At 59.6% G+C, this 22,077-nt stretch carries 19 protein-coding genes; 10 read left to right on the top strand and 9 right to left on the bottom strand.

Going from position 1 to position 22,077, the window contains the following annotated elements; genetic code table 11:
• Positions 1-2 precede the first annotated feature (2 nt).
• From FHJ80_RS10370 to FHJ80_RS10385, 4 genes are all read left to right on the top strand, one after another.
• Positions 3-884: a helix-turn-helix transcriptional regulator gene (locus tag FHJ80_RS10370; protein WP_139527085.1), complete on the top strand. Its 882-nt coding sequence runs from the start codon at positions 3-5 to the stop codon at positions 882-884.
• A 108-nt stretch (positions 885-992) separates the two neighbouring features.
• Positions 993-1,556, top strand: a complete 564-nt coding sequence (locus FHJ80_RS10375; protein ID WP_139527086.1) for a type 1 glutamine amidotransferase domain-containing protein — start codon at positions 993-995, stop codon at positions 1,554-1,556.
• Positions 1,556-2,674: an App1 family protein gene (locus FHJ80_RS10380; RefSeq protein ID WP_139527087.1), complete on the top strand. Its 1,119-nt coding sequence runs from the start codon at positions 1,556-1,558 to the stop codon at positions 2,672-2,674. Before FHJ80_RS10375 ends, FHJ80_RS10380 begins: the two co-directional genes overlap by 1 nt.
• Positions 2,675-2,843: 169 nt before the next feature.
• Complete coding sequence (locus tag FHJ80_RS10385; RefSeq protein WP_139527088.1) at positions 2,844-3,518, top strand: zinc metallopeptidase; 675 nt, start codon at positions 2,844-2,846, stop codon at positions 3,516-3,518.
• 16 nt (positions 3,519-3,534) lie between these two features.
• On the opposite strand, the gene cmoB is transcribed toward FHJ80_RS10385, so the two are convergent.
• Entirely contained in the window at positions 3,535-4,545 is a 1,011-nt protein-coding gene (gene cmoB, locus FHJ80_RS10390) for a tRNA 5-methoxyuridine(34)/uridine 5-oxyacetic acid(34) synthase CmoB (protein ID WP_139527089.1), read from the bottom strand.
• 1 nt (position 4,546) lies between these two features.
• The gene (gene cmoA, locus FHJ80_RS10395; RefSeq protein WP_139527090.1) at positions 4,547-5,290 is read right to left on the bottom strand and encodes a carboxy-S-adenosyl-L-methionine synthase CmoA; all 744 of its coding nucleotides are present in this window, start codon (positions 5,288-5,290) and stop codon (positions 4,547-4,549) included.
• A 114-nt stretch (positions 5,291-5,404) separates the two neighbouring features.
• On the opposite strand from cmoA, the gene pgi reads away from it, so the two are divergent.
• From pgi to serB, 4 genes are all read left to right on the top strand, one after another.
• Positions 5,405-7,108 carry a glucose-6-phosphate isomerase gene (gene pgi, locus FHJ80_RS10400; protein WP_139527091.1) on the top strand — a complete coding sequence of 568 codons (1,704 nt, stop codon included), beginning with the start codon at positions 5,405-5,407 and terminating at the stop codon, positions 7,106-7,108.
• A 182-nt stretch (positions 7,109-7,290) separates the two neighbouring features.
• Positions 7,291-9,186 (top strand): DNA topoisomerase IV subunit B, encoded by a 1,896-nt coding sequence (parE, locus tag FHJ80_RS10405; protein ID WP_139527092.1) that lies wholly within the window; start codon positions 7,291-7,293, stop codon positions 9,184-9,186.
• 7 nt (positions 9,187-9,193) lie between these two features.
• Positions 9,194-11,446, top strand: coding sequence for a DNA topoisomerase IV subunit A (gene parC, locus FHJ80_RS10410; protein ID WP_139527093.1), 2,253 nt, complete (start codon positions 9,194-9,196; stop codon positions 11,444-11,446).
• 3 nt (positions 11,447-11,449) lie between these two features.
• Complete coding sequence (gene serB, locus FHJ80_RS10415) at positions 11,450-12,367, top strand: phosphoserine phosphatase SerB (protein WP_139527094.1); 918 nt, start codon at positions 11,450-11,452, stop codon at positions 12,365-12,367.
• A gap of 70 nt (positions 12,368-12,437) precedes the next feature.
• Here the strand turns inward: serB and FHJ80_RS10420 are convergent, their stop codons facing one another.
• The 7 genes from FHJ80_RS10420 to FHJ80_RS10450 all read right to left on the bottom strand — a co-directional run bounded on the left by FHJ80_RS10420 (position 12,438) and on the right by FHJ80_RS10450 (position 19,305).
• Entirely contained in the window at positions 12,438-13,289 is an 852-nt protein-coding gene (locus tag FHJ80_RS10420) for a DUF6694 family lipoprotein (RefSeq protein ID WP_369692950.1), read from the bottom strand.
• Between the two features lie 178 nt (positions 13,290-13,467).
• Positions 13,468-13,854, bottom strand: coding sequence for a Na+/H+ antiporter subunit G (locus FHJ80_RS10425; protein WP_139527096.1), 387 nt, complete (start codon positions 13,852-13,854; stop codon positions 13,468-13,470).
• 22 nt (positions 13,855-13,876) lie between these two features.
• Positions 13,877-14,146: a K+/H+ antiporter subunit F gene (locus FHJ80_RS10430; protein WP_044629074.1), complete on the bottom strand. Its 270-nt coding sequence runs from the start codon at positions 14,144-14,146 to the stop codon at positions 13,877-13,879.
• A complete protein-coding gene (locus FHJ80_RS10435; RefSeq protein WP_139527097.1) occupies positions 14,140-14,637 on the bottom strand; it encodes a Na+/H+ antiporter subunit E in 498 nt (165 codons plus the stop codon). Before FHJ80_RS10435 ends, FHJ80_RS10430 begins: the two co-directional genes overlap by 7 nt.
• The gene (locus tag FHJ80_RS10440; protein WP_139527098.1) at positions 14,634-16,145 is read right to left on the bottom strand and encodes a monovalent cation/H+ antiporter subunit D; all 1,512 of its coding nucleotides are present in this window, start codon (positions 16,143-16,145) and stop codon (positions 14,634-14,636) included. The genes FHJ80_RS10435 and FHJ80_RS10440 overlap by 4 nt, the downstream gene beginning before the upstream one ends.
• Positions 16,142-16,474 carry a Na+/H+ antiporter subunit C gene (locus tag FHJ80_RS10445; RefSeq protein WP_139527099.1) on the bottom strand — a complete coding sequence of 111 codons (333 nt, stop codon included), beginning with the start codon at positions 16,472-16,474 and terminating at the stop codon, positions 16,142-16,144. The genes FHJ80_RS10440 and FHJ80_RS10445 overlap by 4 nt, the downstream gene beginning before the upstream one ends.
• Positions 16,474-19,305 carry a monovalent cation/H+ antiporter subunit A gene (locus FHJ80_RS10450; protein WP_139527100.1) on the bottom strand — a complete coding sequence of 944 codons (2,832 nt, stop codon included), beginning with the start codon at positions 19,303-19,305 and terminating at the stop codon, positions 16,474-16,476. The genes FHJ80_RS10445 and FHJ80_RS10450 overlap by 1 nt, the downstream gene beginning before the upstream one ends.
• A 159-nt stretch (positions 19,306-19,464) precedes the next feature.
• On the opposite strand from FHJ80_RS10450, the gene FHJ80_RS10455 reads away from it, so the two are divergent.
• Together FHJ80_RS10455 and leuA are read left to right on the top strand one after the other, a co-directional pair.
• The gene (locus tag FHJ80_RS10455; protein WP_139527101.1) at positions 19,465-20,337 is read left to right on the top strand and encodes an ion transporter; all 873 of its coding nucleotides are present in this window, start codon (positions 19,465-19,467) and stop codon (positions 20,335-20,337) included.
• 16 nt (positions 20,338-20,353) lie between these two features.
• Positions 20,354-22,060, top strand: coding sequence for a 2-isopropylmalate synthase (leuA, locus tag FHJ80_RS10460; RefSeq protein ID WP_139527102.1), 1,707 nt, complete (start codon positions 20,354-20,356; stop codon positions 22,058-22,060).
• The last annotated feature ends 17 nt before the right edge of the window (positions 22,061-22,077 follow it).

A 22,077-nucleotide genomic window follows, 5' to 3' on the forward strand; every position in this document is an offset into this window, starting at 1 on the left:
CCATGCCGAACGACTATTTGACCACCGCTGAAGTGGCAGACTATTTGCGTTTGAAAGAGCGCAAGGTGTACGACCTCGTCCGACAAGGTCATATTCCCTGCAGCCGTGCTACGGGAAAGCTGCTGTTTCCTCGGCAGCACATCGATATGTGGGTGCTTAGCCACTTGGAGGGCGACCAAGCGCAGCGGCAGCCGCCGCCGCCCGTGTTGGTGGGCAGCCAGGACCCGCTGTTGGAGTGGGCCGTGCGCGAAAGTGGCAGCGATCTGGCCTCGTTGTGTCAGGGCAGTGGCGACGGCGTGCGCCGCTTGCTGGAGGGCAAGGCGATGCTGGCGGGAATTCATTTGCTGGACGCAGCTACCGGGCGCTATAACGAACCGGCCGCGTTGGGCCTTGGGGGCGTGCGCGATTTGATCGTATTGCACTGGGCCACACGACGCCAGGGCCTGCTGTTAGCTCCGGGTAATCCGCTGGGCATTCAATCGGTGGACGACATTGCCAAGCGCAAAGCCGTGCTGGCCCATCGCCAGCCGGGTGCCGGGGCCGCGCAACTCTTGAGCTGCTTGCTAGAGCAGGCGGGCATCCCGCCGGAAGCCTTGAGATGGGCGGCGCACCCTGCGCTCAGCGAAGACGACTTGGCGCTGACCATCGCTCAGGGCGATGCCGATGTCGGCCTTGGTATGCAGGCCGCGGCACAGCGCCAGCAGTTGGCGTTCATCCCGCTCGTAGAGGAGTCGTTCGATGTAGTGATGCATCGACGCAGCTATTTCGAGCCTGCCGTACAGGCGCTCTTTGCGTTTGCCCGTACGGCCCGTTTTGCCCAGCGGGCCAGTACGCTGAGCGGTTACGATGTGCGCCTGCTGGGTCGCGTGTTGTACAACGCTTAAGCGCCTAGCGGCTGGACGATTTCGGTATCTGCGCTTGACGATTGTATAAGATGCGCCACACTGGGAGAAGCGTTGTAAACGCACACTCATCACGAAAAGGAGAGCATGATGAATCAAGCACTGAACGGTAAACGCGTGGCCATTCTCGCCACCGACGGTTTCGAAGAGTCCGAGCTGAGCGTGCCTCGCGCAGCGCTTCAAAAAGAAGGTGTCGAGGTGCATGTCGTGTCCCCGGAAGGCAAGGGCATTCGCGCCTGGGCCGAAACCGATTGGGGCGATACTTACGATGCCGATAAGGCGCTAGCCGATGCCCACGAGTCGGACTATCACGCGCTGGTCCTCCCAGGCGGCCTGTTCAACCCTGACGAGCTGCGTTTGAATGAAGACGCGCTGAGCTTCGTCAAAGCGTTCTTTCAAGCGGGCAAGCCCGTTGCTGCCATTTGTCACGCGCCTTGGATTCTCATTAATGCAGGCGTTGTTGACGGGCGCAAGATGACCTCCGTGCCCAGCGTCGCCCAAGACCTGCGCAATGCGGGTGTCAACTGGGTCGACGAGCCGGTAGTGGTCGATAGCGGTCTCGTGACCAGCCGTACTCCTAAAGATCTGGACGCCTTCAACGCCAAACTGCTGGAGGAGCTGCAGGAAGGGCGGCATTCAGGTCAGCACGCTTAATGGCGTGGTACCACCAGTGGGCAAGCTTCGCCAAAAGGCTTGCCCACGTCATTGCAAAACCGATGAAGCGGGACAGCGGCCGCAGTGGGGTGATGGTACATCCCTATCGTGGCTATGGCTCCCAGCAGGAAGTTTTCGTTATGGGCCGAGTGTTCCGCCAAGCGGCACTCGGTCGCGCCATTCCTAGGCGCGGCGTGCTGCGCGATACCGCCGATGTGGCGCGTCGTGTCTTTCGTCGTGGCCTCGCCAATGCCCAGGTCGATCTACGAATTGGCGACAACCAGCTCTGCTTGACCACCGACCGCGACGGCTACTTTGATGCTCACTTGCCTATCAAGACGCCCTTGCCGGTCGACGTTTCCTGGCACCGCGCCGATATTTTGGTGCGCGCCAAGGGACACCCACCCGTTCGTACCAGTGTCGAGGTCTATGTTCCGCCTCCTGAAGCGGATCTGCTAGTGATTAGCGATATCGATGATACGGTGATGTTCACGGGTGTCGCGGAAAAGCTCAAAATGCTCTATCGGTTGTTCGTGCGTAAGCCGCACCGCCGAACGGCATTTCCCGGTGTGGCGTCGCTCTACCAAGCGCTTTACCGTGGCCGAACCGAAAAGGGTGAACGCCCGATCCTATACGTCTCCCGGGGTCCTTGGGCTATTTATGAGATGCTGGAAGCCTTTTTCCAAATGAACCGGATTCCGATTGGGCCAATACTGTTTTTGCGCGAGTGGGGCATCTCCTGGCGCAAACCATGGCCCCGCCGAGCGGAAGCGCACAAACGAGAACTCATCGATCGTATGCTGGCGTTATACGACGACATGCCCTGCATCTTGATTGGTGACAGCGGTCAACATGACCCCGAAGTCTATACGGAGGTCGTCAAAGCCTACCCGGATCGGATCAAATCGATATACATACGTCGTGTCGATAACAATCCACAGCGGGAGGCCGCCATTCAGCGCTTGCGCGATGAGTTAGCCCATACCGAGTGTGAGCTCGTTCTGGCGGCAGATAGCATTTTGATTGCCGAACACGCCCACGCCCAAGGCGATATTTCGGCGCGTGGCTTGCAGGCCGTTCAGCGTGATGTGGAAGCGCATCGCAACGAGCCTGCCTAAGCTGTGTTTCCCCGCCATTCGTGATAAAAACTAATCTCGAAGAGCGATTCTCGAAAACTATTATCGAAAACCCTATTCGAATAACGAAACGCTACTCGAACGGTCCTCTCATTACCCATCGATAGGGTGATGCTGACGTATTCCTAACTGGCAGGTCTGCGGTGTTGCGATGCTGATTCTTCTTGTCGTATTGGCACTGGCCATTTTCGTCTTGCCCAATCTGTGGGCGAAGTGGGTGTTGAAGCGCCATACCCGTGGGCGTGACGACTACCCGGGCACCGGCGCGGAGTTGGCCGAGCATCTGCTGCGCCGCTTGGGCGTCGAGGGCGTGCGAGTCGAGCGTACCGAGCAGGGGGACCATTACGACCCCGAATCGCGCTGCGTGCGCTTGACCCCCGACCATTACGATGGCCGCTCGCTCACGGCGGTGACCGTTGCTGCCCATGAAGTGGGTCATGCCATTCAGCACCATGAAGGCTACGCGCCGCTGCTGGCTCGCAGCCGCTTGGTCACGTTGGCGCAAAAAGCCGAAAAGCTGGGCGCCATTTTGATGATGGCCGCGCCTTTTCTCTTCCTACTCACGCGGTTACCCGGTGGGCTGGCCATGGTCATTGCCATGGCGGTGATCAGCTTCGGCACGGCGGCGCTGGTGCATCTCGTCACGCTGCCGGTGGAGTTCGATGCCAGCTTCAATCGTGCGCTGCCTCTGCTCAAAGAGTACGTCCCTCCCGCCGATATGGCCGGTGCCCGCCACGTTCTCACCGCCTGCGCCTTTACCTACGTGGCCGCGTCACTGGCCAGCGTGATGAACCTAGGCCGCTGGCTGGTGATTCTCCGGCGTTAGGCGACGCTGAGATTGCCTACGTCGGCTTGTTTGCCAGAATCACCGCCCGGCGCGGCGCCGGATAGCCCTCGATAGTGCGGCTGCGATCATGGGGGTCGAGAAAGTCCGCCAGCGACTGGTAGGTCATCCACTCGGTGGAGCGCTGCTCGTCGAGTGTCGTCACTGCTTCGTCAACGACCCGCACATTGGTATAGCCGCAGCGCGAAAGCCAGTGGCACAGCGCTTTGGAGGAGGGCAGAAAGTAGACGTTAGGCATGGCGGCGTAACGCTCGCCGGGGACGAACACGGTCTGCTCGTCGCCTTCCACCACCAGGGTTTCCAGTACCAGCTCGCCGCCGGGGGCCAAAGCGTCTTTTAGCTGCTGCAGGTGTTCGAGCGGCGAGGGACGGTGGTAAAGCACGCCCATGGAGAACACCGTATCGAAGAAACCCAGGTTCTCCGGTACGTCTTCGATACCCACCGGCAGAAACTGCGTGCGGCCGTCGTCGGCGTTGCCAACGAAATGGCGCACTGCCTGGAACTGCCAGTAAAAGCGCGGCGATGGGTCGATCACTAACACGAAAGCGGCACCTGCACCCGCCATCCGCCAAGCGTGATAGCCGCTGCCGCCGCCGACATCCAACACTTTGCGATACTTAAGCGGTGCCAGATGCGGGGAAACCCTTTGCCATTTCCAATCCGAGCGCCACTCGGTGTCGATCTCGATACCCCCCAGGCTAAACGGGCCTTTGCGCCATGGGGCCAGCTTGCGCAGTAGGTTGAAGCACTGGCGCTGCTGGCTGTCGGTGAGCTCGAGTTCGACTGTCAGCGTATCGCTGTTCAAATCCACACGGCGCTCGTCCGGCAGCGGCGGCAGTTTGGCCACGGCTTTTTCCCAGGCAGAGAGGTCGCCGTGGCGCTGGCGGTCCAGTCCGCTGGCGAGCTGCTCGGGGAGTTTGGCCAGCCAAGGCGTCAGCGAGGCATCCTGGGCCGCTTGGTCCAGAAACGCTTGATACAGCACGCGATGATCGTCGGGGAGTAGCGCCACCTTAACCCTCCTTGAAGGCGATCAGCGAGGTGAAGTTCAGGTACTGGAACCAGGTCATGGAGCGGGGGAAACCCGCCAGCGACAAGCGCTCGTGCAGCGCATCGAGCGTATCGGGAATCAGCACGTTCTCGAGCGCGGTGCGCTTTTGGCTGATCTCCATATCGCTATAGCCGTTGGCACGCTTGAAGTCGTGGTAGCGCTCGACCCGCCAGGCATTGTCGCGCTCGTCGGCATCGACGGTCTTTTCCGACAAAATCAGCACGCCGCCGGGCTCCAGTGCATCATAAAGGCGCTTGAGCAGCGCATCCCGGTCGGCCGGGGGCAAGAATTGCAGCGTAAAGTTGAGAATGATCATCCCCGACGGCGCATACTCGTAGGTACGAATATCGGCTTCTTCGACCTGCAACGCATGGTCGGGGCACTCCTCGAGAAAGGTCTGCTTGGCGCGGGCGGCCATGGCCGGGGAAAGGTCGATACCGGTATAGAGGAACGCATCAGCGGGCAGGGCGCCTGCTAGGGCAAGGCCGGAGGCGCCCAGCGAGCAGCCCAGATCGTACACGTGGGCACCGTGGCGCAGATGGCGTTTGGCAATCAGGCTCAGCATACCCAGGATTTGGCCATAGCCGGGCACCGAGCGGCGGATCATATCAGGGAAGCATGCGACGACCTGCTCATCAAAGGAGAACCTAGCCACCTTGTCTAGGGGTGTTGAAAAGATAGCGTCGCGGTAAGATGCATCACTCATGGGCAAGCCAGGATGGTTAATGAGGTTGCGTAGTTTACGCGCCCTTGTTATCGCAGAACAGGCCTGATCCATTCAGATTCCTGCCTCACGGAACGACGCCACAGGAGAGGGCACATGGCTTTCGCAACAGCAACTCCCGATACGCTTCCCGCTTGGCAAACGTTACAGCAGCATGCGCAAGCGCTTAAACACGTTCACTTGAAAAACCTGTTTGGGGACGACCCTGGACGCTGGCAGCACTTTACGCGTCAGGTAGCGGGGCTGACCCTCGATCTTTCCAAGCAGCGTTGGGACGACGATACGCTGGAGCATCTGCTGGCGCTGGCGCGCGAAGCGGGTGTTCCAGGCGCTATCGAGGCGCTGTTGAGCGGCAAACGGGTGAACGTCAGTGAGAACCGCCCGGCGCTGCATACTGCCTTGCGCTTACCTGCGGATGCGAGCCTGGACGTGGAAGGCGAGGATATCGTCGAGGCCGTGCATGACAGCTTGGCGCAGATGGAGCGTCTGGTGCAGCGCCTGCACGCTGGCCAGTGGCGTGGGGCCACCGGCAAGCCGATTCGTCACGTGGTGAACTTAGGTGTGGGCGGCTCGGATTTGGGTCCGCTCATGGTGACCCATGCGCTATCGGACTATCGGCCCCGGGATATTCATCCGGTCGAGGTGCATTTTGCCTCGACCATGGACGGCTCTCAGTTGGCGGATTACCTCAGCCGTTTCAACCCGGAGACCACGCTGTTCGTGCTGTCGTCCAAGTCGTTCACCACCATCGATACGCTCTCCAATGCGAACACGGCCCGCGACTGGTTGATCGGGCGACTCACCCAGCACGCCGACCTGCCGGACGCGAGCCCTCATGCCAAACCGATCAGCGAGGCGCTGATCGTGCGCCAGCACTTTATCGGTGTATCGGCCAGCCCTGAAAAGATGAGTGAGTGGGGGATTGCCTCTGACCATCAGCTGATGTTTTGGGAGTGGGTCGGCGGGCGCTACTCGCTGTGGGGTACCATTGGGCTGCCGATCGCGCTGGTGGTAGGCATGGCGCATTTTCGAGAACTGTTGGCGGGTGCCCACGCTATGGATAGCCACTTCCGCGATGCGCCGCTGGCCGACAACCTGCCGGTGCTATTGGGCTTGGCGGGCATCTGGAACGTCAACTTTCTGGATATTCGCGCCCACTCGATTCTGCCCTACGACGGACGGTTGGAGTACTTTGCCGCTTACCTAGAGCAGCTCGAGATGGAGTCCAACGGTAAGTCGGTCACCCGACAGGGCCAAGCAGTCAACTACTCCACCTGCCCGGTACTCTGGGGGCAGCTCGGCCCGAACGCCCAGCACGCCTTTTATCAGTTGCTGCACCAGGGCACCCAACCGGTGGTCTGCGATTTCATTGCTCCCCTGAAGCGTTACGACGAGGTCGAGGAGCCGGATACCCGCCGCCACTTGAAGGCTCAGCATCGCCTGGCGTTGGCCAACTGCTTTGCACAATCCCGCGTGCTGATGCTGGGGGACGACGCCCTCGACGAAGAGGGCCCACGGCCCGAGCACAAGCGATACCGGGGCAATCAGCCCTCGACCACGGTGCTGCTGGATCAGTTGACGCCCGCCACGTTGGGCGCGCTGATTGCACTTTACGAGCACAAGGTCTTCGTTCAGGCCGTCATTTGGGACATCAACCCCTTCGATCAGTGGGGCGTCGAGCTGGGTAAGCAGATTGCCACCGATACCCAGGCCATCATCGATGGCCAGGGCGATATCGCTCGTATGGATGCGTCTAGCCGCGGTCTCATCGAGGCATTGTGGGCAGCAGAGCAGGTGTAGGCCGTTCGATCTATATGGCTGGATATACAGCTTTTTGCTTTTCCGCTATCCTGTGTGCGTTTAGGCGCGGTCTATCGTGTTGAGCCTCTGTGATAAGTGTTCGAGGTGGCGTCTTTGCACGCCACTCAGCCAGACCGCTTCTGCGCTTTTGTTCAGTCCGTTTTTTCAGGAACCGACGTTACATGACCCAGTTTGATGCCTCCCAGTACGGCGCGAGTTCGATCGAGGTCCTTTCAGGGCTCGAGCCGGTGCGCAAGCGTCCCGGTATGTATACCGATACCTCGCGTCCCAATCACCTCGCGCAAGAAGTCATCGACAACAGTGTCGACGAGGCGCTGGCCGGGCATGCGTCGAGCATTAGCGTGGTGCTGCAGAGTGACGGCGCCATCGAGGTGCAGGATAACGGTCGGGGCATGCCCATCGACCTGCACCCGGAGCACGGCGTATCGGGGGTCGAGCTCATTCTCACCAAGCTGCACGCGGGCGGTAAGTTCTCTTCGTCGAGCTACCGCTTTTCGGGCGGCCTTCACGGCGTGGGCGTCTCGGTGGTCAATGCGCTGTCGCGACGCTTGGAAGTCGAAGTCACCCGCGACGGCGCCCGCCACGCCATTGCCTTCGAGCACGGCGAAAAGGTCGAAGAGCTGCACGAAGTCGGTAAGGCCGCCAAACGTGCCACCGGCACCCTGGTGCGCTTCTGGCCGGACGAAAGCTACTTCGACAGCCCGAAGCTCGCGCTCTCCAAACTCAAACACCTGCTGCGTGCCAAAGCGGTGCTTTGCCCAGGGCTGGCGGTCACCCTCATAGAGCCGGACGGCACCAAAACCGAGTGGGCCTACGCCGATGGCCTGCGCGACTACTTGGCCGAAGCCACCGATGGTTACGAGGTGCTGCCCAAGGAGCCGTTCGTCGGCCACTTCAGCGACGACGAGCACGGCGTGGACTGGGCCATCCAGTGGCTGCCGGAGGGCGGCGAGGCGCTGCTCGAAAGTTACGTCAACCTGATTCCCACGCCCCAGGGCGGTACCCACGTCAACGGCTTTCGGTCCGGCCTGCTGGACGCCCTCCGGGAGTTCTGCGAATACCGCAGCCTGCTGCCCCGCGGCATCAAGCTGACCGCCGAGGATTTGTGGGAGCGCGCCTCCTTCGTGCTTTCGGTGAAAATGCTCGACCCGCAGTTTGCGGGACAGACCAAGGAGCGCCTCTCGTCGCGCACCATTGCGGGGTTCGTGTCCGGGGTCGTCAAAGACGCCTTTTCGCTGTGGCTGAACCATCACGTCGAGCAGGCCGAACAGCTAGCCGAGCTAGTGATCAGCGCCGCCCAGCAGCGTCAAAAGAAGTCGAAGAAGGTTGCGCGGAAGAAGGTCACGTCAGGCCCAGCGCTGCCCGGCAAGTTGGCGGACTGCTCCGGTCAGGACCCGGCGCAGAGCGAGCTGTTTTTAGTCGAGGGGGACTCGGCCGGTGGCAGCGCCAAGCAGGCGCGTAACCGCGATACTCAGGCCATCCTGCCGCTGCGTGGCAAGATCCTCAACACCTGGGAAGTCGACTCCCACGATATTTACGGCTCCCAGGAAGTGCACGATATTGCCGTGGCGATTGGCGCCGACCCCGGCAGCGCCGACCTCGAAAAGCTGCGCTATCACAAGATCTGCATCCTGGCGGATGCCGACTCCGACGGGCTGCACATCGCCACGCTGCTCTGCGCGCTGTTCGTCAAACACTTCCCCGCTCTGGTCGATGCCGGGCATGTCTTCGTGGCCATGCCGCCGCTCTACCGGATCGACCTGGGTAAAGAGGTGCATTACGCCCTGGATGAGAGCGAGAAAGCCGCCATTTTGAAGCAGCTGGCGAAAAAACGCGGCACCCCCAACGTCCAGCGCTTCAAAGGGCTGGGGGAGATGAGCCCGCTGCAGCTACGCGAAACCACCATGGCCGTGGAAACCCGCCGTCTCGTACAGCTCACGCTGGACGAGGGCGACGGCACCCTGGAAATGATGGACATGCTGCTCGCCAAAAAGCGCGCCAGCGACCGCAAGAAGTGGTTGGAAGATTACGGTAACTTGGCAGACATTGAGGTATGACCCCCCGATGACCATGGATATTCAGGTAGCGGAGGGCGACGTCGAGCGTCTGTCCCTGCGCGATTACACCGAAAAAGCGTACCTCGACTACTCGATGTACGTCATTCTAGACCGCGCGTTGCCCAACATTGGCGATGGCATGAAGCCCGTACAGCGGCGCATCATTTACGCTATGCGCGAGCTGGCGCTGCACGCCAATGCCAAGTACAAGAAGTCGGCGCGTACCGTGGGTGACGTGCTGGGTAAGTTCCACCCCCACGGGGATAGCGCCTGCTACGAAGCCATGGTGCTGATGGCGCAGTCGTTCAGCTACCGCTACCCGCTGGTGGATGGCCAAGGCAACTGGGGGAGCCCTGATGACCCCAAATCGTTTGCGGCCATGCGCTACACCGAGGCCAAGCTTTCCAAATTTGCCGAGGTGTTGCTGAGTGAATTGGGCCAGGGCACCGTGGAGTGGGCGCCCAACTTCGATGGCACCATGCAGGAGCCGGTGGTATTGCCCGCGAGGCTGCCCCACGTGCTGCTCAACGGGGGCACCGGGATTGCCGTGGGCATGGCCACCGATATTCCGCCCCATAACGTCTCCGAGGTGATGGAGGCCACTTGCCATCTGCTGCGTCACCCCGAGGCCACCACGGCGGACTTGATGGCGTTCGTCCCTGCCCCGGATTTCCCGACGGATGCAGAGATCATCACGCCGAAAGCGGATCTGCGTAAGCTCTACGAGACCGGCCGTGGCTCGGTCAAGCTGCGCGCCCGCTACGTGCGCGAAGAGGCCAATATCGTCATTACCGCCGTGCCTTATCAGGTTAGCGGTGCCAAGGTGTTGGAGCAGATCGCCGCGCAAATGCAGGCGAAGAAGCTGCCCATGGTCGCCGATCTGCGCGACGAGTCGACCCACGAAGAGCCAACCCGCCTGGTGATCGAGCCGCGCTCGAGCCGTGTGGATGTCGAATCGCTGATGGCGCACCTGTTTGCCACCACGGATCTCGAAAAGAACGTGCGGGTCAACATGAACGTGATTGGCCTGGATGGCCGCCCTCGGGTGATGCCGCTGACCGACATGCTGGGGGAGTGGCTGCGTTTCCGCCGTGCCACCGTGCGCCGCCGCTTGGAGCACCGCCTTGGCAAGGTGGAAGATCGGCTACATATTCTGGAAGGCCTGCTCACGGCGTATCTGAACATCGACGAGGTGATTCGTATCATCCGTGAAGAGGATGAGCCCAAACCTGCGCTGATGAGTGCCTTTGGCCTGACCGAGCGTCAGGCAGAAGCGATTCTCGAGCTGCGTCTTCGCCATCTCGCCAAGCTGGAAGAGATGAAGATTCGCGGTGAGCAGGACGAGCTGGAGAAAGAGCGTAAGACCCTGCAAGGGCTGTTGGCGAGCGACGCCAAGCTCACCACGCTGATCGAAAAAGAGATTCGCGCTGCGGGTAAAGAACATGGCGACGACCGCCGCTCGCCGCTGGTCGAGCGCAGCGAAGCCAAGGCGCTGTCAGAAGTGGAGCTGCTGGGCGCCGACCCGATTACCGTCGTGCTGTCGGATAAGGGGTGGATTCGTGCGGCCAAAGGCCACGATATCGACCCGGAAGGGCTCTCTTATAAAGCGGGCGATGGCTTTCGTCTCGCTGCGCGTGGCAAGACCAACCAGCCATTGGTGCTGTTGGACGATACGGGCCGCGCGTATACCTTGGCGGCACATAACTTACCCAGTGCCCGAGGGCAGGGCGAGCCGGTGACGGGCCGCGTGAATGTCGCCGCCGGGGCACAAATGGCGGGGTTGATGCTTGCGCAGCCTACCACGCGCTTTCTGCTGTCCAGCGACGGCGGTTACGGGTTCGTGGCTCAGCTCGAAGCGCTCACGGGCAAAAACAAGGCGGGTAAAGCCGTGCTCAGCGTGCCCAAGGGGTGTAGCGTCATGCCTCCCATCGAGGTGCCGGAGGGCGAGGGACTTTGGGTCGCCTCGGTCTCCAATGAGGGGCGCTTGCTGCTGTTTCCTCTGGATCAGTTGCCGGAAATGGCCAAGGGCAAGGGCAACAAAATGCTCGATATCCCCGGCCCCCGCGCGTCGCGCCGGGAAGAGTTCGTGCGCGACATCGCCATCGTGACGGAAGGAAGTGAGCTCATCATTCATGCTGGCAAACGTAAATTGACGCTCAAAGCGGACGATCTCGCGTATTATCGCGGTGAGCGCGGCCGGCGGGGCAGTAAGCTGCCGCGTGGTTTCCAAAAAGTCGATCGTTTAGAAGCAGGGGAGTAACGGATGGCACGCGGGAATGTGGTGGTCACGCTGATAGCGCCGCGCCTGACGGCAACGGTGGAGCTGGCAGTGGCGTCGCTCATGGAGCAGTTTGGCCTACAGGAGGAGCGTCGCCAGAGGTTGGCTGACACGGCACGTGGCAGCGTCATGGATTGTTTGGAGCTTCACGTCAGCGGCGCGCCCGAATCTCTCACGGCGCTGCGCCAGGCGGCGCTGGCGCTAGGAGATACCCATGGTGTGGATCTCGTCGTACAGCCACTCCGCTCCGGCGAGGCGCCGCGTTTGGCCTGCTTCGACATGGACTCGACGCTGATCGAGGCGGAAGTGATCGACGAGCTGGCCCGGCGCCATGGCGTCGGTGAAGAAGTAGCCGAAGTGACCGAGCGAGCCATGCGCGGCGAGCTGGATTTCAAAGCCAGTTTCCGCGAGCGCATGAGCAAGCTGGAAGGTCTCGAAGAGTCGGTACTGGCGAACATTGCCGCAGAGCTGCCGCTCATGGAGGGCGTCGAGCGCCTACTGGTCAATTTGAAACGCTTGGGCTTCCGAACCGTGATTCTTTCCGGGGGCTTTACCTATTTCGCTCGCTATTTGCAGGAGCGGCTGGGTTTCGACGAAATTCATGCCAACGAGTTGGTCATCGAGCAAGGCAAAGTGACCGGCGCGGTGCAAGAGCCCATCGTCGATGCGGAGCGTAAAGCGGCGCTGCTGACGCAGATCGCCAAGCGGGAAGGGGTGCCGTTGGCGCAGACCGTTGCCGTGGGCGATGGCGCAAACGATTTAAAAATGCTCGCGACGGCAGGCATGGGGGTGGCCTTTCGCGCCAAACCGCTAGTGCGGGCAGAAGCGCGACAAGCCATTTCCGTGGCGGGGCTGGATGGCGTGCTGTATCTGCTGGGCTATAGCGACGCTGAGCTTCTCTAAGTCGGCGACAGATCGGTGAAAACGGCGGTGCTGATCTGCTCAGCGCCGCCGTTTTATGAGTGGCTATCTGTTAATCATCGCTAGCGCCGCTATCTGCGGTTTGAGGGCGTATTCCTTCATACTCCTCGCGCAGCGATGTGAGTCGTTCCGTTTCGCTGTCGGTGAGCGGTGGCGCGTTCCATAGCGGCTCGCCGTTGGCATCGTTGACGCCCAAGAGGGTCAGCGATAGTTCGGCATTGCGGGGAATTTGATCGTTGCCCCAGGGCCCGAAACGGTTGGGCGCTAGGCTCCAGGTGGCGCTTTCGCCGGGCGCTAGCCCCCCTGAAATCACGTAGTAGAAGGTTTGATCCACCCAGGCGATATCCCGCTCGGGGCTTTCCAGTAACCCACGCAGCATGAGCTCTGAGATAGCGTGATCCGTGCCATTCGTTACGGCCAATTCGATCACTGGCTCTAGCGCGCCAAAGGGGCTAGTGGCAAGGTAGTAGCGAGCGTTATCGATGTGGATTTGTGCCAAGCGCTCCTGGTCACGCTGAGCGTTAGCCTGTTTGGCTTCGAGACGATTGAGCGTGCGCAACGCTTGCTCGCGTTCACGCGCGCGTCGTTCGCGTAGCATGCTGTCGGCGCGCTCGATGATTTCATCTCCTGTCAGCCCATGCATGTACGCATTGGCCGATTCGGCAATTTCAGCCGCGTTCATGCGCTGGGGATTGAAGGGATCGATACCGCTAAACGATGACATGGCAATGATTTTGACCGCGGTATCGAACTCGTCGCGCTTATAAGTGGGCAGCGACTCGCGCACTTTTTCGATCGATACCACCGCGGCAGGCATGGAGCTCGTATCCACCTTGGGGTCGGCGCAGCCCGCAAGCATCAGGGCAGACAAAGAAAGTGCAGATAGCCTGAGTAGGCACCACATAGTTACGTTACCTCATAAAATCGATCGGCAAGAGCTTACCGGAAAGTGGCATTCGCCACTACTTTCTGTCGAGCACTTCTCAGGCTGATCGCCAAGTCTTTTGCTGCTTGGTCAGCGGTTTAGCAGCCGACAAAAAAAGCGCTGGCGAGATGCCAGCGCTCGCAGAGAGAGGCGATGTCTAGCCGTGCCCTTTGTCCGGGTGGGGTACCGGCTTTTCACCGACTTCTTCTGAACGTAACTCAATCGGCTTGCCCTGGGTCTTTTGAGTATGCTTCAACTGCATATGAAGGCCGGTTTTGGCCAGCAGATGGGCGCTGACCGGTGCGGTGATGAAGAGGAAGAGCGTGATCAGCAGCTCCTGGATATCCGGTTTACCATCGACGCTCCAGAAGTAGCCCATGGAGGCAATCAGCATGCAGCCGATGCCGAGCGTGGTGGCTTTGGTAGGGCCATGTAAGCGCATGTAGAAATCGCGCAGGTGTGCCATACCTAACGAGCCGATGAATACGAATACACCGCCCGCTAACAGCAGCAAAGAAATGATCGCTTCAACGAAAAATGGCATCACTGCACCCCATCGATCAGGTTCATTCGATAATATCTCCGCGCAGAATGTATTTGCACACGGCCACGGTGCTAATAAAGCCGAGCATGGCGATCAGCAGGGCCGACTCGAAATAGGTCTTACTGTTGAGCCATAACCCGAGTAGCACGATCAAGGCGATGGAGTTGACGTACATGGTGTCCAGCGCCAGCACCCGATCAGGGAGGTCGGGGCCCACCGTCAGTCGGTAAAGGTTCATTAGTAGAGCCATCACCACCAGCGCTAAGGTGATATAGAGCGCAATACTCAGCATTCGTAAATCTCCTTGAGCGGCCGTTCGTAGCGTTCGCGAATTTGCTCGATGAGCGCCTCTTCATCGTCCACATTCAACGCATGGATCAGCAGGGATTTGCCATCCATACGCAGGTTGGCCGATACGGTTCCCGGCGTCAGGCTGATCGTGCTGGCGAGCAGCGTGATGGTAAAACGCTCCTCCAGCATCAGGGGGTACTCGATGAAGTGGGGTTTGAGTTTGCGCCACGGGTTCGCGATCAGGTACGCCACCTCGAAATTGGCGGTCACGATATCGCCTAATACTCGCAATCCAAAGCGCAGTAGCAGCATGGGTTTGTTGATACGTGGCCGGGCATCCCAAAAGCGATGGGTCAACAAAGGAATCACGATGGCCAGCGCGCCCCCCAATACCAGCTGACCAAAAGCGTAGCTGCGTACCAGGAGCAGCCATACCAGAAGCAGCAGTAACGATAGCACCGGTGTGGGTAGCCATTTGCGTGGGATAATCATGGTGTTTCTCCTGCGTCGGGCAGCAGCGTTTCGATCAATCGCTGAGGGTTGGCAAGCTGCTCACCCGTGGCTTGGGTGTAGCTGCTTACCGGCCCGGCAAAGGCCACCAGCAGCGGCGCAGCGCTGAGTAGCCACAGCATGCCCATCCACTGATAGCGGGATAGCGGACTGCCGCTAGGGCTGCCCCGGTGGCTGCGCCAAAACAGCGTTGAGCCCGCCCGGGAGAGGGCGATGAGCGAGGCGAGACTGGCCAGCAGCAGCAGCGGCCATAGCCACACGCGCTGAGTGCCCTCGGCCGCTACCAGGACCATCGCTTTCCCCAAAGCACCCGACAGCGGTGGCATTCCCACCACGGCAATCGCACCGATGAAAAAGGCGATCGCCAGCGCATTGCCTTGTACCAGTGGACGCCCTTTGACGATCCGCGTGCCGGCCTTGCCGCGCTGTAAGCCAATCATTTCCGCCAGTAGGAACAGGCCACCGGTCACCAGGGTCGTGTGGATGAGGTAGTAGAGCAGGGCAGACGTGGCCTCGGCGGAGCGCATGCCTACACCCGCCAGCAGCGTGCCAACCGAAATCAACACCAAGTAAGCCACCAACAGGCGTAGGTCACGGGCGGCCATCACGCCTACGCCAGCCGCTGCCAAGGTGGCAAGGGCTAGCCACCATACCCACGGCTGTTCCAGCGCGACGAGCCCGCCTGCCTGCTCGCCAAACATCAGCGAATAGACCCGAAGAATGGCGTAGATACCCACCTTGGTCATGATGGCAAACAGGGCTGCCACCGGGGCAGGTGCCGCTGCGTAGGCGCGGGGGAGCCAGAAATAGAGCGGCAAAATGGCCGCTTTCAGGCCAAATACCACCAGCAGCATTAACGCACCGGCCGTTACAAGCCCTTCACGCTCGGCGGGCAGGCTGGCGATTTTATAGCCCATATCCGCCATATTGAGCGTGCCGGTGGCCCCGTACAGAATGCCAACCGCAATCAAGAACAGCGACGAGCCTGCCAGGTTGAGCACCACATAGTGAACGCTGGCCTGAATGCGCGCTTTGCCGCCGCCGTGTAGCAGCAGTGCGTAGGAAGCCAACAGCAGCACTTCGAAGAAAACGAATAAGTTGAACAGATCGCCGGTCAAGAACGCGCCGTTGATACCCAGCAACTGCCACTGGAACAAGCCGTGGAAATTACTGCCTTTCTCGTCGTCGCCACCGCAGGCAAACACCACAGCGCCCACGGCTAACAGAGACGTCAGGAGCACCATCAGCGCGGAGAGGCGGTCGAGCACCAGTACGACGCCAAACGGGGGTTGCCAGTCGCCCAACGCGTAGTAGGTGATATCGCCGCTGGCGGCTTGGTGCAGCAGGGCAATCGAAGCTAGCAGCAATAGAAACGTGGCAACGACACTGACGGCGCGCTTGTAATGCACGAGCCCCTGGCGTTGGTAAAGCAACAAAATACCTGCGACCAGCGGCAGTACCACGGGCAATACAATCAGATGCTGAATCATTCGCGGTCTTCCTTTTTACCATCCACATGGTCGTTACCGACTTCGCTACGCGCCCGCATGGCGAGAATGACGACGAACGCCGTCATGGCAAAGCCGATGACGATGGCGGTGAGGACCAGTGCTTGAGGAAGCGGGTCGGCGAACTGAGAGCCCTCATTGACTAACGCGGCGCCATCCGTGGTCAGCCCGCCCATGGAGAACAAGAACAGATTGACTGCATAAGAGAGCAGCGTAAGGCCCACCACGACCGGGAACGTCCTTCCACGCAGCGTCAGATACAGCCCGCAGGCGGTCAAAACGCCCGTGGTAATGGCGTAGAGCATTTCCATTAGTGGGACTCCTTTTCGTTCGGCGTGTCGTGGTGGTCGGACATCTTCGGATCGGTCACCGGTCGGTGCGGTGTCGTCACCTTGCCCAAATTGGCCAAAATCATCAGTGTGGCGCCCACCACCGCAAGATACACACCCAAGTCGAACAGCAGCGCCGTGGCAAGCTCGAACGTGCCAATCAGCGGTAGACTGAAATAGCCAAACGACGAGGTTAGGAAGGGGTAACCCAGCAGCCAACTACCCAGCCCGGTGAGGGTGGCAATGGCCACACCGACCACGGCGACGGGCTGGAAGGGAAAGTTCAGGCGCTCCTGTGCCCACTCGACGCCCCGCGCCATGTACAGCAGGATCAACGCAACCGCGGTGATCAAACCGGCAATGAAGCCGCCGCCGGGCTGGTTATGGCCGCGTAAGAAGATGAAGGCCGAGACCAGCAGTGCCAACGGCAGCAGTGCCATGGAGATCGAGGTCAAAATGGCCGGGTAGCGATCCGGTGACCAGACGCGCCCTTCGCCATCGCTGTGTGGCATGAACAGGCGCAGGCGGTTGAGCAGCTTGAAAATGGCCAGGCCGGCAATCGCCAATACGGTAATTTCGCCCAGCGTATCGAAGCCCCTGAAGTCGACCAGGATGACGTTGACCACGTTGTAGCCGCCGCCGCCAGGCTTGCTGTTCTCCACGAAGAAGTTGGAAATCGAAAGCGTCTCGCGAGTCATCACCGCGTAGTTCAAACTGGCCACCACGAGGCCCAGCGCACCGGCTAGCAGGATGTCGCGTACGTTGCGCATCGGACTCGATTCGGTTGGTGTTTTTTGCGGCAGAAAGAAGAGTGCCAGCATTAGCAAAATCATCGTCACGACCTCGACCGACAGCTGGGTCAACGCGAGATCCGGTGCGGAGAAGCGGGCAAAGGTCAGGGCGACGAACAGGCCCACTACCGACAGCATCAATAGTGATATCAAACGGTAGCGGTGGGTGGCCGCAGTAGCGACACCTCCAAACATCAGCATGCCTGCGCCGAGCAGTACGACGCCATCGATGGGCTGATTGCCTTGGCTCCCCGTCAGTTCTTGGATGCTGGCAAGACCGATCACCCCCATGAGTAGAGCGGCCCCCAGTAACCAGCCCATGTAGCGCTGTAGCGAATTGCCTTCCAGCTTGGTCATGACCTGTTCGGCGCGATAGCCGGTGGTAAGGATCAAACGCTCGAAAACGCGACGGGCATCGACGCTGTCGAAGGGCTGCATGAAACGACGCAGATCGGCATGGCGCCAGTACATGGCAATGCCCGCTGCAAAGGCGAGCAAGCTCATCATCAATGGCAAATTCACGCCGTGCCAGATGGCGAGATAGAACGATAACGGCTCACCCAACACGGCGTGGGTGGCTAGCTCCAAAATACCGGTCGCAAAAAAAGCAGGGAATAGGCCCACCAAGACACATAGCGCGACCAAAAGCTCCACGGGCAAACGCATGAGGTGAGGCGGCTCGTGAGGGGCTTTGGGCGTCTTCTCGCGGGCGGGCTTGTAGAAGACCGCATGGACCAGTCGCATTGAGTATGCCACCGAGAGAATGCCGCCCAGCGCCGCCAACGCGGGCAGTACCCAGCTCAAGCCGCCCAGCACGGGAGTGGCGAGTGTCTCGGTAAAAAACATCTCTTTCGATAAAAAGCCGTTGAACAGCGGTACCCCCGCCATGGCGGCGGCGGCCAAGGTGGTGAGCAGGGCGGTGACCGGCATCGCTTTTTTTAGCCCGCCAAGCTGCTTCAGCTCCCGGGTGCCGGTTTCATGGTCGATGATACCCGCGCTCATGAACAGCGCTGCTTTGAAGGTGGCGTGGTTCAGGATATGGAACAGCGCCGCCAGCACGGCCATGGGGCTGCCAATCCCCAGCAGTACGGTGATCAAGCCCAAGTGGCTGACGGTCGAAAACGCCAAAATGCCTTTCAAGTCGGTTTTGAACAGCGCAAACCACGCGCCATAGAGCAGCGTGATGGTACCCACCAGTGGCACGATCACGCTCCACAGCGCGCTATCGGCAATGGCCGGATGCAAACGCGCCATAAGAAAAATGCCCGCTTTCACCATGGTGGCCGAGTGCAGGTAAGCCGATACCGGCGTAGGAGCCGCCATGGCGTGGGGAAGCCAGAACTGAAAAGGAAACTGTGCGGACTTGGTGAACGCCCCCAATAATACTAGGACCAGCATCAGCGGGTAGCGCGCATCCTCGACGATGGCAGCGCCGCTAGTCAGTACGTCATCCATGCGGTAGCTGCCTGCCATATCACCCAGCAGTAGCAGGCCCGCCAGCAGAGCCAGTCCGCCTGCACCGGTCACGGTCAGTGCCATGCGTGCCCCTTTACGAGCATCGCTTCGGTAGGACCAAAAACCAATCAGCAGAAACGACGATAGGCTGGTCAGCTCCCAGAACAGCCAAAGTAGGATCAAATTGTCGGACATGGAAATGCCGACCATCGATGCCATGAACAGCATCAAGAAGGCGTAAAAACGTCCAAAAGGCTCATCGCTTGCCAAATAAAAGTGGGCATACAATAGAATTAACAGTCCTATGCCCAGTATGAGCAGGTTGAAAAGCAGCGACAGGCCATCAAGGCGAAACGCCAGCTCCAGGCCAAGGGCGGGCATCCAGTCGGCTGCAAAACGCAGCGCTTCGCCCTCCAGCAGGGCCGGAATTTGCAGCAGCGTGAGTAGTAGCGCCGTTGCTGGCAGTATGCCCGTGGCAAGCGAGCACCAAGTGCGGCCGCGTTGGGCAGTCAGTGCCAGCACCAGTACGCCCAGTAACGGCAGTAAGGCGATCCACAGCAGTGTCATGAGGTCATCCAGCGCAAAAAATCAAAAAGTCACCCAAGCAACGAGCGTTGCCCAGGAGGCGAAGATACATCAAGTGAAACAACAGGATATCACTTGTATGGAAGGTGCGTGATTTTAGTATAAAGTGTCGACGTTAATCGTTAAGAGACTCCTTGCTCCATGAGTGAACCCTTTAATACCTGGCAAGCCCGCTTTGAAAAGCTGCGTAGCAACAAGTTTTTTGAAGGGTTGGTCATTTCCATTATCGTGATCTCTGCGCTGGTGATTGGCGCGAAAACCTACGAAGAAACGTCCCGAATAGAGCAGTGGTTGCTCTATCTGGATGTCGCCGTCACGGTGTTCTTCCTGGTCGAGATTCTGATCAGAATGGCAGCCGAGCGCAACTTAGTCAGCTTTTTTAAGAAGGGCTGGAACGTTTTTGATTTTTTGATCGTCACCGCCAGCCTGATTCCCATGGACGATTCGGAGATGGTGCTGCTGGCGAGACTGCTACGGATCTTCCGTGTACTGCGCTTGGTATCGATGATTCCCGAGCTACAGATGCTGCTCGCGGCGCTGGTCAAGTCGATTCCCCGCATGGGCTACGTCGTACTGCTCATGTTCATCATCTTTTATATCTATGCGGCGCTGGGAAGCTTTCTTTTTCACGACGTGGATGAGTTTTTATGGGGCAACATCTCCATTGCCATGTTGACGCTGTTTCGCATTGCGACGTTCGAGGACTGGACGGACGTGATGTACGCCACTCAGGAAGTGTACGTTTGGAGCTGGATTTACTACTTGACGTTCATTTTTCTTACGGCGTTTATTTTTCTTAATATGATGATAGGTATCGTGCTGGACGTGATGCAAAAAGAGAGCGCGCAACTCGATACCGACTATGAGGAAGGCGATCCGGCACAGCTGCAGGCGCTGCGTGATGACGTCCACTCGCTGAAAATGCAGCTCGATCGTATGGAAGCCGCCATGGCAGAGCGTCATGCAGCTACGACGCCTCCACATCGCCCTTCAGACTCTGCGACAACCGATTAACGACAGGAGCGCCACTATGATGCTGTCCGACCCCTCTAAAAAGTATCGCCCCTTCGTGGCCGTGGACTTGCCTGACCGCCAGTGGCCAAGCCAGCGTATCGACACTCCGCCCATCTGGTGCAGCGTGGATCTGCGCGATGGCAACCAGTCGCTGATCGATCCGATGGATCAAGAGCGTAAACAGCGCCTGTTCGACATGCTCTTGAAAATCGGTTTCAAAGAGATCGAAGTGGGTTTCCCTTCCGCGTCGCAAACCGACTTCGACTTCGTACGTTCGCTGATCGAGCAAGACAAAATTCCTGAGGACGTGACCATTCAGGTGCTGACCCAAGCGCGTCCACACCTGATCGAGCGCACCTTCGAGGCGTTGAAGGGCGTCAAGAACGCCATCGTTCACGTCTACAATGCCACCGACCCGATGTTTCGTCGGGTGGTGTTCAACGTGGATAAAACCGAGTGCGTGCAGATTGCCGTCGATGCGACAGCACAGATTCGTGACTTGATGGCGGCCAACCCGGAGACGAACTGGACTTTTCAGTACTCCCCCGAGCTATTCACCACCACCGAGATGGACTTCGCCGTCGAGATCGTCGAGGCGGTGATGGATACCTTTGGCCCTAGCGTCGACAATAAAATGATCGTCAACCTGCCGGCCACGGTGGAAGTCGCCACGCCGAACAACTACGCCGACCAGATCGAGTGGTTCTGCCGCCATGTGAAAAAGCGCGATACCCTGATCGTCAGCGTTCACCCGCACAACGACCGTGGTACTGGCGTGGCGGCCGCCGAGCTAACGCTGATGGCGGGAGCGGATCGCGTCGAGGGCACGCTGTTTGGCAACGGCGAGCGTACGGGTAACGTGGATATCGTCACGCTGGCGATGAACATGTATACCCAAGGCGTTCACCCGCAGCTCGACTTCTCCAACATCACTCCCATCATGCGTGAGGCCGAGTATTGTAACCAGTTGCCCGTTCACCCACGTCATCCCTATGTGGGCGATCTGGTCTTCACCGCATTCTCGGGCTCTCACCAGGATGCCATCAAAAAGGGCATGGCCGACCGTCGCGTTCACCCTGAAGCGCCGTGGGATGTCCCCTACTTGCCCATCGACCCCCTAGACGTTGGCCGTAGCTACGAAGCGGTCATTCGCGTGAATAGCCAGTCGGGCAAGGGCGGTATCTCCTACTTATTAGAGCAGGAGTACGGGATCGAACTGCCGCGCAGACTCTCTATCGAGTTCAGCCAAGTGGTCCAGGAAGTCGCCGACCGCACGGGTAAAGAGATCACCTCGCAGATGATCTACCAAGCCTTCGCCGACGAATACTTGGAACAGCGTTCACCCCTGGCACTGGTCAACCATCGCCTCTCGTCCGAGCCAGATAGCCCTAAAGTGGCGCTGGAAGCGACGGTCGAGAATGGTGGTCAGCGGCAAACTCTGACCGGCGAAGGCAACGGCCCGCTGGCCGCGTTCATCAAAGCGCTGGTGGCAAGCGGGCAAGAGGTGGAAATCATCGACTACCACGAGCACTCCCGTGGCCAGGGAGCCGATGCCGAGGCCATCGCCTACGTCGAGGTGCGTATCGATGGCAAAGCGGTGTTCGGCGTAGGCACCGATGAGAGCATCACCAGCGCCTCCATGAAGGGAGTGCTGAGCGCCATTAATCGCCACTACTCCACTCAGCCCGCAGCGGCAAACGTGACGGCAGCGACATTGGGATAAGTGCTCAGACGATTCCT

Origin of the sequence: Halomonas sp. BL6 (assembly GCF_006228115.1) — a bacterium.
Classification (GTDB): domain Bacteria; phylum Pseudomonadota; class Gammaproteobacteria; order Pseudomonadales; family Halomonadaceae; genus Vreelandella; species Vreelandella piezotolerans.

Coding starts and splice junctions, on each gene's coding strand:
- FHJ80_RS10370 (WP_139527085.1), top strand. CDS start 3: ATGCCGAACGACTATTTGACCACCGCTGAAGTGGCAGACTATTTGCGT.
- FHJ80_RS10375 (WP_139527086.1), top strand. CDS start 993: ATGAATCAAGCACTGAACGGTAAACGCGTGGCCATTCTCGCCACCGAC.
- FHJ80_RS10380 (WP_139527087.1), top strand. CDS start 1,556: ATGGCGTGGTACCACCAGTGGGCAAGCTTCGCCAAAAGGCTTGCCCAC.
- FHJ80_RS10385 (WP_139527088.1), top strand. CDS start 2,844: ATGCTGATTCTTCTTGTCGTATTGGCACTGGCCATTTTCGTCTTGCCC.
- cmoA (WP_139527090.1), bottom strand. CDS start 5,290: ATGAGTGATGCATCTTACCGCGACGCTATCTTTTCAACACCCCTAGAC.
- pgi (WP_139527091.1), top strand. CDS start 5,405: ATGGCTTTCGCAACAGCAACTCCCGATACGCTTCCCGCTTGGCAAACG.
- parE (WP_139527092.1), top strand. CDS start 7,291: ATGACCCAGTTTGATGCCTCCCAGTACGGCGCGAGTTCGATCGAGGTC.
- parC (WP_139527093.1), top strand. CDS start 9,194: ATGACCATGGATATTCAGGTAGCGGAGGGCGACGTCGAGCGTCTGTCC.
- serB (WP_139527094.1), top strand. CDS start 11,450: ATGGCACGCGGGAATGTGGTGGTCACGCTGATAGCGCCGCGCCTGACG.
- FHJ80_RS10420 (WP_369692950.1), bottom strand. CDS start 13,289: ATGTGGTGCCTACTCAGGCTATCTGCACTTTCTTTGTCTGCCCTGATG.
- FHJ80_RS10425 (WP_139527096.1), bottom strand. CDS start 13,854: ATGCCATTTTTCGTTGAAGCGATCATTTCTTTGCTGCTGTTAGCGGGC.
- FHJ80_RS10430 (WP_044629074.1), bottom strand. CDS start 14,146: ATGCTGAGTATTGCGCTCTATATCACCTTAGCGCTGGTGGTGATGGCT.
- FHJ80_RS10435 (WP_139527097.1), bottom strand. CDS start 14,637: ATGATTATCCCACGCAAATGGCTACCCACACCGGTGCTATCGTTACTG.
- FHJ80_RS10440 (WP_139527098.1), bottom strand. CDS start 16,145: ATGATTCAGCATCTGATTGTATTGCCCGTGGTACTGCCGCTGGTCGCA.
- FHJ80_RS10445 (WP_139527099.1), bottom strand. CDS start 16,474: ATGGAAATGCTCTACGCCATTACCACGGGCGTTTTGACCGCCTGCGGG.
- FHJ80_RS10450 (WP_139527100.1), bottom strand. CDS start 19,305: ATGACACTGCTGTGGATCGCCTTACTGCCGTTACTGGGCGTACTGGTG.
- FHJ80_RS10455 (WP_139527101.1), top strand. CDS start 19,465: ATGAGTGAACCCTTTAATACCTGGCAAGCCCGCTTTGAAAAGCTGCGT.
- leuA (WP_139527102.1), top strand. CDS start 20,354: ATGATGCTGTCCGACCCCTCTAAAAAGTATCGCCCCTTCGTGGCCGTG.